General features: G+C 44.5%; 9 protein-coding genes and 1 tRNA gene. 8 read left to right on the top strand and 2 right to left on the bottom strand.

Annotated features, from left to right (window positions below; all coding sequences use genetic code 11):
* Positions 1-145 precede the first annotated feature (145 nt).
* Entirely contained in the window at positions 146-514 is a 369-nt protein-coding gene (locus HF322_RS03245) for a tetratricopeptide repeat protein (protein WP_219848146.1), read from the bottom strand.
* A 175-nt stretch (positions 515-689) separates the two neighbouring features.
* On the opposite strand from HF322_RS03245, the gene HF322_RS03240 reads away from it, so the two are divergent.
* A complete protein-coding gene (locus tag HF322_RS03240; RefSeq protein ID WP_169391923.1) occupies positions 690-1,631 on the top strand; it encodes a protein kinase in 942 nt (313 codons plus the stop codon).
* A gap of 218 nt (positions 1,632-1,849) precedes the next feature.
* On the opposite strand, the gene HF322_RS03235 is transcribed toward HF322_RS03240, so the two are convergent.
* Positions 1,850-1,934: transfer RNA gene (locus HF322_RS03235), tRNA-Leu, on the bottom strand.
* A 445-nt stretch (positions 1,935-2,379) separates the two neighbouring features.
* Here HF322_RS03235 and rimO point away from each other — a divergent pair.
* The 7 genes from rimO (at position 2,380) to rseP (ending at position 10,013) form a co-directional block, all read left to right on the top strand.
* Positions 2,380-3,852, top strand: a complete 1,473-nt coding sequence (gene rimO, locus HF322_RS03230; protein ID WP_219848162.1) for a 30S ribosomal protein S12 methylthiotransferase RimO — start codon at positions 2,380-2,382, stop codon at positions 3,850-3,852.
* A gap of 191 nt (positions 3,853-4,043) precedes the next feature.
* The gene (gene pyrH / locus HF322_RS03225) at positions 4,044-4,769 is read left to right on the top strand and encodes a UMP kinase (protein WP_169391921.1); all 726 of its coding nucleotides are present in this window, start codon (positions 4,044-4,046) and stop codon (positions 4,767-4,769) included.
* 82 nt (positions 4,770-4,851) lie between these two features.
* Positions 4,852-5,406: a ribosome recycling factor gene (gene frr, locus HF322_RS03220; protein WP_169391920.1), complete on the top strand. Its 555-nt coding sequence runs from the start codon at positions 4,852-4,854 to the stop codon at positions 5,404-5,406.
* Positions 5,407-5,641: 235 nt separating this feature from the next.
* The gene (gene uppS / locus HF322_RS03215; RefSeq protein ID WP_169391919.1) at positions 5,642-6,415 is read left to right on the top strand and encodes a polyprenyl diphosphate synthase; all 774 of its coding nucleotides are present in this window, start codon (positions 5,642-5,644) and stop codon (positions 6,413-6,415) included.
* Between the two features lie 76 nt (positions 6,416-6,491).
* On the top strand, positions 6,492-7,301 hold the full coding sequence (locus tag HF322_RS03210; protein WP_169391918.1) for a phosphatidate cytidylyltransferase: 810 nt from the start codon (positions 6,492-6,494) through the stop codon (positions 7,299-7,301).
* Between the two features lie 59 nt (positions 7,302-7,360).
* Positions 7,361-8,563 carry a 1-deoxy-D-xylulose-5-phosphate reductoisomerase gene (gene ispC / locus HF322_RS03205; protein WP_169391917.1) on the top strand — a complete coding sequence of 401 codons (1,203 nt, stop codon included), beginning with the start codon at positions 7,361-7,363 and terminating at the stop codon, positions 8,561-8,563.
* An 85-nt stretch (positions 8,564-8,648) separates the two neighbouring features.
* A complete protein-coding gene (gene rseP, locus HF322_RS03200) occupies positions 8,649-10,013 on the top strand; it encodes an RIP metalloprotease RseP (RefSeq protein ID WP_169391986.1) in 1,365 nt (454 codons plus the stop codon).
* Positions 10,014-10,151: the final 138 nt, after the last annotated feature.

The following is a 10,151-nucleotide window of genomic DNA, read 5'->3' as shown; positions in this document are numbered from 1 at the left end:
CATGACCTCTCGACTGTTTTGAGTTTGATAGCAGCCATGCTGTGTCATTGTTGATTGCAATTGTTCCCAAAGCGTATCTGTTAGGGCTGTTCTCGCCATGACTCGTATTTCTCGCATCAGATCCATAGATGCAGTATTGTAGCTATTATTTATGGCTTATCCAATTGAAGACACGACCTAGATTGGTTCGCACGCCGTGACCTGCATAGTACATCATACCAAGGTTATATTGAGATCGAGCATCGCCGTGGTTGGCAGCTTCTAAATACCATTTAGCCGCTTTATAATAGTCCTGACGAGCACCTTCGCCATAGTTATAGAGGGTTCCAAGTTGGTATTGGGCAGGAACATAGCCTTGCTCAGCGGATTTTGTAAACCATTCAATCGCTTTGATGTAATCCTGACCCACGCCGTGACCGTCGTAGTAAGCTTTACCAATATTAAATTGAGCCTTAGCATCGCCTTGATTGGCTTGTATATTAAGGTCATCAAATGCGTTTTCAGTCTCTGACATTACAGGTGAAACCTTGCTAGGAATGTTGATAGTCTGAGTGTCAATAGCTTGATGACATCCAGTGAGCATCAAGCCAGTAAGTAAAAATATTGAGAGTCTTTTTTTCATAGTAGCGGTCATCCCCTTTGTGATTGCTATACGATAAACTAATTTTCACTAAAGCATAATTGTCATCATGAGCCTGAGCAGCAAAGCGGTTAACCAAAATAAAACCAAAACAATAAATCCAAAATTGGCGTTAGAAAATACAGCCACTCAACTTTTACCGAAATTAACCGAAAAATTTCGCGATTTTGGTTATTTAAATATCTGCCATCAACGACTTAGTCAGCAAAAGGATAATTTTTTAAGCTATCAAGGATTAACTAAAGCGGAGCATTCAAGCTTTGGAACCGTGATGATTAAATGGTCATTGTCACCGCAAAGTTTTTCTGAATTGTCTCATGAAATTAGCGTTTTAAAAGATTTATCAAAAATAGAAAAAACTTCAAAAATCGTTCCAAAATTATTAGCTGTCGAAAGTAGTAGCTTTATTTTTTTAGATAAAGCTTATCGGTTTGAATTTTTGGTGATGCCTTATTTTGCAAGTTCATTAAATAAGCAGATTCGGCAGCTAACGAGTCTTGAACAAAAGCAAGAGTTGCTGATAAAAAGCGCGCAAATTATTAATAATTTTCATCAAAGCGGCTGGCTTCATGGCGATATTAAACCGAGCAATATTTTGATTGATAATAGTAAACACGAGCGGCAGCTACTTTTAACCGATTTTGCCTTATCAAAGCAGGTTAGCAATAGCGAAAGCTCAAATGTTGCCGGAACGCCTGCGTATCTAGCGCCTGAATGTTGGCATGGGCAAGGATTAAGCTTGCAAAGTGATATTTATGCGTTTGGAATTATGATGGTTGAGATATTGATGGGAAAGCGAGCGTTTAGCATTGGTAAAACAAATCCAAATTATGCGAAAGCTTGGGCGACGGCTCACTGCCAAAACCCAATTCCAATATTGCCAATTGATTATCAGCAATACCAACCTATTATTAATAAAGCATTAGCAAAACGGCAAGCACAGCGCTATCAAAGCATGAGCAAGATTATTAAGGACTTGTTAGCCCTTTAAATGACGGGAAATTATGGCAAATCCCACGCAAAAACTTATGGGATAAGATGTGATAAGCGCTGAAAGTCAGTAAATACAAGGTTTTTAAGTAATATAAGATTCTTAATCAATCCCACGGTATGTCCCAGCGTGGGATTTGGGTCAAATCTCAGATATAAAAAAACCTGCCCGAAGGCAGGTCTAGTATAGGTTTGAGAGCTTTAATCACTATCGAAAAATGGTGGGGCTGGAGAGACTCGAACTCTCACACCTCTCGGCGCCAGAACCTAAATCTGGTGCGTCTACCAATTCCGCCACAGCCCCATTTGTCAGCTTATCTTAGTAGCGATATAAAGTCATCGCAAGAAGATAAGTAACTGATTCGGTAGTGCGTCTCAGTGGTTGCTCATTATATAGAGTTTTAAACGCTTGGCAAGCCTTTTTTGCAATTAATTTTAAAATAATTGGCAGTTTTTTGCTAAGATTTTGAAATTAAAAATTTTTTTAACTGAAGTTTTTTTAAAAAAGTGAGAGTTTTGTTTTGGTTGAAAAATACTCAAAAACGCTAAAATCTGCCTTTAATTTGGTAGTTTTCACCCAATTTTAAGCATTAAATCAAACGCTTAGCGAATAAATTGTAGCGATTGAATCAAAAAAAACGTACAATGCGCCAAGCTTTAATCACTTCCAATCAAGGTTCGCCATGTCCAATCCTCAAAGCCAAACCGCTCTGAACAATAACAATTCGCCGTTAACCGACAGCGTGACGATGTTTCATCCGCAAAAAAGCAGCGATGCGCCTTATCATCATAAAGCCAATCACAATCAAAACCGCAGTATTGAAGAAAGTGCCCAATCTGGGATGGGACAGGGCGCAGATTTGGCAGCGGCTTTATCAGGAACTGGCGCGCCCAAAATTGGCTTTGTGTCGCTCGGTTGCCCAAAAGCGCTGGTTGATAGTGAGCGCATCATCACCGAGCTTAGCCGCGATGGTTATCAGGTTGCCAAAGATTACGACGGCGCGGATTTGGTGGTGGTCAATACTTGCGGCTTTATTGAGTCAGCAGTTCAAGAGTCGCTAGATGCCATCGGCGAGGCAATTAATAAAAACGGTAAGGTGATAGTGACCGGCTGCCTTGGTAAAGAGGCGGAAAAAATCCGCGAAATGCATCCGGCGGTGCTTGCGGTGACGGGCGCTCATGCTTATGACGAGGTGATTACCGCAGTATCAAAGCATGTTCCAAAACCCACCAATTTGGATAAAACTTACGACCCAAAAATTGATTTAATCAATGATGCGGGGATTAAGCTGACCCCAAGCCATTACGCGTATCTCAAGATTTCAGAGGGCTGCAACCACCGCTGCACGTTTTGTATTATCCCAAGCCTTCGCGGCGATTTGGTATCGCGACCGATTGATAGCGTGATGAATGAAGCCGTTGCTTTAAAGAACGCTGGCGTGAAAGAATTGCTTATCATTTCGCAAGACACCTCAGCTTACGGCGTTGATTTAAAGTATAAAACCAGCTTTTGGAATGGCATGCCGCTTAAATCCAAATTTTTTGATTTGTGCCAAGCGCTAAACCAGCTTGGGATTTGGGTGCGCTTGCATTATGTTTATCCGTATCCACACGTGGATAATGTGGTTGCGCTCATGAGCGAAAAAAAGCTGTTACCGTATCTTGATATTCCGTTTCAGCATGCCAGTCCAAGCGTGCTTAAAGCCATGAAACGCCCTGCGCATAGCGAAAATACACTGGCGCGAATTAAGGCGTGGCGCGAGCTTTGCCCTGACATTGTGATTCGCTCTACCTTTGTGGTCGGCTTTCCGGGGGAGACGGAAGCGGACTTTGAATATCTGCTTGATTGGCTCAAAGAGGCGCGACTTGACCGCGTGGGCGCGTTTACTTATTCCGAAGTTGAGGGCGCGGTGGCTAATGAGTTACCAAATCCCGTTCCCGAAAATGTTAAGCAGGAGCGCTATGAGCGCTTAATGGCGCTGCAACAAGCCATTTCTGCTGAAAAATTGCAAGAAAAAGTGGGTAAAACCTTAACCGTGTTGGTCGATGAAATCGATACGGAAGAGAATATTGCCATTTGCCGAAGCTTTGCTGATGCTCCTGAAATTGACGGTCATGTTTATGTTGATGACATTGATGGCTCGGTCAAAGCCGGTCAATTTTTAACCGTCACCATTGATGAAGCCAGCGAGTACGATTTGTTTGCAAGCTTTGACGGCTAAAGGCAAAAATTTTGCGCCAAATCAACGCAGATTTTGCTACAATTGGCGCAATTTATCTTCCCAATGCCTAAACGTATTAAATGCTTGCATGGTTTTTTGCTATTGCATGAGGCGTCGTTCGGCTTGGAATTGGATAATTGGCAATAAGTCTTCATTTACCGTGGTTGATATTTTCTTAAAAAGGTGCTCTCATGTCTGACAAAAATCCCCAATTTGCGCGAATTTTGCTTAAACTTTCAGGCGAGGCGTTAGCCGGCGGCAAGGACATGGGTATCGACAGCGACGTCTTAGACAAAATGAGCTTATCTATCGCCCACCTTCGTGGTCTTGGCGTTCAAGTGGGCATCGTGGTTGGCGGCGGTAACCTTTATCGCGGCTCGCAATTGCAAAAAGAAGGTCTGGTGGGTCGGGTGACCGGCGATCAAATGGGAATGCTTGCCACCGTGATGAACGGTCTTGCCATGCGCGATGCGCTTGAGCGCCGAAATATCAAAACACGATTAATGTCTGCGCTGCCCATTGGTGAGGTCACCGAAAGTTACAGCAGCCGAAATGCTATTCGCTACCTTAAAAACGGTGAGGTTTGCATCTTTGTTGCCGGAACGGGAAATCCATTTTTCACCACCGATACCGCCGCTTGCTTACGCGGTATTGAGATTGAAGCGGGTTTGATTTTAAAAGCCACCAAAGTCGATGGCGTTTACGATAAAGACCCAAGCCTGCATAGCGATGCGGTCAAATATGACGGTCTGACCTTTGATGAGGTGCTTGAGCAAAAGCTTGGCGTCATGGATTTGACTGCGATTGCGCTGTGCCGCGAGCACAATGTGCCCTTGCAAGTGTTTGATATGACGAAGCCTAATGCGCTGCTCAATGTTGTGATGGGTGAAAATGAAGGCACTCGCGTTTATCATTAACGCCGCCTTTGACAGATTTTTTCAAGGTTAATTTTAAATGTTAAATAAATGAATGTTAACTGACTAACATTAAGGATTTATGATGATTAAAGAGATTAAGCAAGACGGCGAAGCGCGTATGCAAAAGACCTTAGAGGCGCTTGAAAATACCTTTAGTAAAGTTCGCACGGGTCGCGCCCATCCTGGAATGCTGTCAGGGGTGATGGTCAGCTACTATGGCGCGGACACACCGCTGAATCAAGTGGCAAGTGTCAACGTTGAAGACTCAAGAACGCTATTGGTTCAGCCGTTTGATCGAACGATGGTTCAAGCGGTGGATAAAGCCATCCGCGAAGCTGATTTGGGACTTAACCCCATGACGGCGGATGTGATTCGCGTTCCAATGCCTGCGCTTACCGAAGACACGCGCCGCGATATGCAAAAATTGGCTCGCGGTGAAGCTGAAAGTAGCCGCGTTTCTATTCGTAATATCCGCCGTGATATGATGAACGATATCAAGGATTTGGCAAAAGAAAAAGAAATCTCAGAGGATGATGAGCGCCGCGCGGGTGATGATATCCAAAAATTGACGGACAAATATATTGCCAGCATTGACAGCAAGCTTGAGAAAAAAGAAGCGGACTTGATGGAAGTGTAAACTTTTTATCAAAACGCTTTTAAAAAACAGCCAATAGTTTGGTGCTATTGGCTGTTTTTTTAAGAATTAAAATCGCTCTTATTAATTATGATAATTTAGTGAAATTTATCGTCTTATCTTTTTAATTTATTGCTCAAGCGTTATTATAAAACCTCTATAACGCTATAAAAGTCGGTTCTTGTTAATCGTCAATTTATCGTGTTGCTGAACTTTTTTATCATTAAAAGCTGACCTTATGACCTTACCAACTTCGCTTTCAAACACCGTTCTTCCGCGCCATATCGCCATCATTATGGATGGCAACAATCGCTATGGCAAAGCTCACCGATTGGGAAGCGGCGGCGGTCATATTGCTGGAAAAGATGCGCTTGACCCTGTGGTTGAATATTGCCGTGAGGTTGGCGTTGAGGTGCTCACCGTATTTGCCTTTTCTAGCGAAAATTGGCAGCGACCCGCCAATGAAGTGGCGTTGTTGATGCAGCTTTTATCCTTGACCATTGATGAGCAGTTGCCAAGGATGATTAAGTTTGAGATTCGGCTGCGCTTTATTGGCGACCGTGAAAAGTTAAGTCATGATTTGCAACAAAAAATGCAAGCTGCCGAAGCAACAACAGAAAAATTTACCAAAATGACATTGGTGATTGCCATCAGTTATGGCGGTCAGTGGGACGTTGCGAATGCCGCAAAGCAGCTTGCCGCAAAAGTTCAAAACGGCGAAATTACCCTTGATGATATTAATAAAGAAAGCTTGGGGCAGCACGTTCAGCTTCATGATGCGCCGCCGGTTGATATGCTGATTCGAACGGGCGGCGATTACCGCTTGTCCAACTTTTTATTGTGGCAATCGGCTTATGCTGAGCTATTTTTTACCCAAACGCTTTGGCCAGATTTTACCGACAAAGAGCTTGCAGCCATGGTCACTGAGTTTGCTCAGCGGCAGCGCCGATTTGGAAAAACCAGTGAGCAAGTTGCTCTTGATAGGTCATCTAATTTATTGTCACTTGATTAGGCATCACGATTCAATCGGTGATGGTCAAATTAACTGCTATAATGGTCTGATTGAGGGACATTGATAAGGTGCGCTGATGTGGCAACGGATTAAAACCGCCATTATTTTAATTATTATCGTTGGGGTGGCGCTTTTTGCAAGTGCATCGCCCATTTTGATTGTACCGCTATTGGCGGTTGGGGCGGGCATTTCAGCGCATGAATGGACAAAACTGATGCCTGCTTGGCGTCAGCCTTGGCTGTTTGTGGTCATCGTTTTGGCGCTGACTTTCACGTCTTTAGTGGTGCCAAGCTCTTGGGCGGTTTGGTGGTCAGCTTCCGTGGTCATTTGGCTGTTGGCGTTGTCTTGGGTTCGCGTTTTTCCGCAAAAAACCCGCTGGTATGGTCGCAGATTGGCAGTGATGGGCGCTGTTATTTTAACCGCTGCCATTACCGCGATGTTTGATTTGTGGCGATTGTCGCCGTGGTGGCTGATGTATGTGTTTTTGTTGGTTTGGTGTGCTGACAGTGGGGCGTACTTTGTCGGTCGCAAGCTTGGCAAACGTAAAATGGCGCCCAACGTGTCACCCAATAAAAGCATGGAAGGCTTGGCAGGCGGACTTGCAACGGGGCTTTTGGTGGTGATGGCTATTAGCGTGTTTAAACTGCAACTGTCAGGCGTTGCGCTCATCAGCTTTGTGGCGCTATCGGCAGTTACTATTTTGGCATCGGTACTTGGTGATCTGTTTGAATCGATGCTCAAGCGCCAAGCTGGCGTGAAGGATTCAGGAACCATTTTGCCCGGTCATGGCGGCGTTCTTGATCGAATTGATTCATTATTGTCCGCCACGCCAATTTTTGCACTTGGGTTTTGGACGTTGAACCATTTTGGCATTGTCGTGTCATAGTACGATTTATTAAACATAATTTAACGAGATAACAAACACTGATGATAAGTGATCAAGAAATGACAAAGTCGCGAATTGCGGTTCTTGGAGCGACCGGTTCCATTGGTGACAGTACCCTTGCGATATTGGCGGCGCATCCTGAATCCTACGACGTTTTTGCCTTATCTGGACATCATCAGCTTGATAAATTGCTTGAGCTTTGCCAAATATTTCAGCCCAAGCGTGTTTGTGTTCCAGAAGCTGCGGTTGATGACTTTGCGCAAAAGCTTGCCGAACATCAGCTTGAGATTGAGGTGGTCAGCGGTCAGCAAGGTTTAATTGATATTGCAACCGACAGCCAAGTGCAAACGGTAGTTGCAGCGATCGTTGGGGCGGCAGGGCTGCCATCAACGCTTGCCGCAGCCAAGGCAGGAAAGCGCATTTTACTTGCCAATAAAGAAGCACTGGTGATGGCAGGTCAGGTGATGATCGATGCGGTCAATGCCAATCAAGCGATGCTGTTGCCGATTGATTCTGAGCACAATGCCATTTTTCAATGTTTGCCGGTGAATATTCAAGCCAATCGCAGTCAAATTCACGACAGCAGTTTTGGCGTTCGCAAGCTTTGGCTGACCGCATCCGGAGGACCTTTTTTAAACCAAAGCTTTGAGCAAATGCAAAAAGCAAATGTTGCTGAGGCGGTCAATCATCCTAATTGGTCGATGGGGCAAAAAATATCGGTCGATTCGGCAACGATGATGAATAAGGGTCTTGAGCTGATTGAGGCGTGTTATTTGTTTGATTTTCCTGAAGATAAAATCAACGTTGCCATTCATCCGCAAAGTATTATTCATTCCATGGTTGAGTATAACGACGGCAGCTTTTTAGCTCAGCTTGGCAGCCCTGATATGAAAACCCCCATTGCTCATGCTTTAGCTTACCCGAACCGCATCGAAAGTGGCGCTCAGCCGTTAGATTTGTTTTCGTTAAGCGCACTTGAATTTATTCATCCTGACGCGCAAAAATTTGCCTGTTTGCGATTGGCGCGCGAAGCAATGCAATCAGGAAATGGCGCGACCATTGTCCTTAATGCGGCAAATGAAATTGCTGTTGATGCGTTTTTAAACGGTCAAATTGGCTTAACTCAAATTGCTGAGATCAATGAGCAAACGCTTTGCAAACTCCCAGAAACGCTACCAAAAAATGCGGATATTGAAGCGATTTTAGCGATTGATGCTAAAGCTCGCCGCATCGCTCAAGACTATATTGCAAAAGCAGGATAACGCCGCCATAAAAGCGCTATTATCACTGAGCAAAGCTTGCAAAAACTGCGGCTTGGGTCACAAATAAGGGTAATCACACTTTATGATGACGTTTTTATTGACATTGCTTGCGGCGATTTTGATTTTAGGACCACTGGTTGCGCTACATGAATGGGGGCATTTCATCGTCGCAAGGCTTTGCGGCATCAAAGTGCTGACTTATTCAATTGGTTTTGGTCCCAAATTGTTTGGTTGGACGAGTAAAAAAAGCGGCATTAATTACCGCATCTCCGCGCTTCCTTTGGGCGGCTATGTCAAGATGCTGGATGAGCGCGAAGGGGAGGTTGCCGAGCACGAACAGCATTTGGCGTTTAACCGTCAGCATCCCTTGAAAAAAATCGCCGTGGTCGCGGCAGGACCTTTGATGAATTTTGTCATTGCCATTTTTTTATTTTGGGTGCTTTTTTTAACGCCATCAGAGCAGCTTGCCACCAAAATCGGTGAGGTGTTGCCAAATTCGCCAGCCGCCGCCGCAAAGCTTCCGGTCGGGGATAAGATCATAGCGATTGACGGTCACGAGGTGGCAACTTGGGAGGCGATCAACTACCGCTTGGCGGATAAAATGGGCGAAACCACCAAGGTCAATGTTACCTTGCAGCCGGACAACAGCAATGCTACGACCTATCCTGTCGCCATCAATCGCTTTATGCAAGAAAAAGACGGCGTCGATGCGCTAACCAGCTTTGGAATGTTGCCTTGGCAGCCAAAAATTGCGCCCGTGGTCGGTCAGCTTGCCCCCGATGGGGCAGCAATTCGTCAAGGCTTAAAAGTTGGCGACACCCTTACCGCCATTAATGGCACGCCCATTACTGATTGGTTAAGTGCTACGCGGATCATCCGTGATAACCCTGAGGTGCTATTAAATATTCAGGTGCTAAGGGACAATCAGCCGCTTGATCTGCAAATTATGCCGCAAGGTAAAAAAGACAATTTAGGCAATGTTTATGGTCAAATTGGCGCCATGGCTGCTGAAACGGACATTGTCATTCCAGACGCTTATAAAACCACGGTTCAATACGGCGCTGGCGAAGCGTTGGTTCAGTCATTTGCAAAAACTGAGCAACTGGCAGTGATGACGCTCAGCTCCATGGGAAAAATGCTTTCAGGAATGATTGGTCTTGAAAATTTATCAGGTCCTATAACCATTGCCAAAGTGGCTAAACAAAGCTTTGATATCAGTTGGGAGATGGTGCTATCAACCGCCGCCCTGATTAGCTTGAGCCTTGCGGTACTAAACTTATTGCCAATTCCAGTTTTGGATGGCGGTCATTTGGTTTATTATGTCATTGAACTGATTCGTGGTAAGCCATTGTCAGAATCGGTACAAATGGTTGGGCTAAATATTGGTCTTCTTTTGCTGGCAGGTTTCATGGTGTTAGCAATTGGTAATGATATTAGCCGCTTATTTTAGACTCAATATTGGTGCCATTTTGACCAATCAATGATTCTTGGGTACTTTGCGCAACTGATGGCTGTCTTTAATCATTATTTTGTCTGATAAAATTCCTCAGGGCTTTGTTATGAGGTACTATACTAACGGTAAGTTTTA

It is taken from the genome of Psychrobacter sp. MF31 (assembly GCF_012847335.1).
Lineage (GTDB): Bacteria > Pseudomonadota > Gammaproteobacteria > Pseudomonadales > Moraxellaceae > Psychrobacter.
The sequence above is the reverse complement of the archived record's forward strand: the minus strand, read 5'-3'. Positions and strand labels throughout refer to the sequence as shown.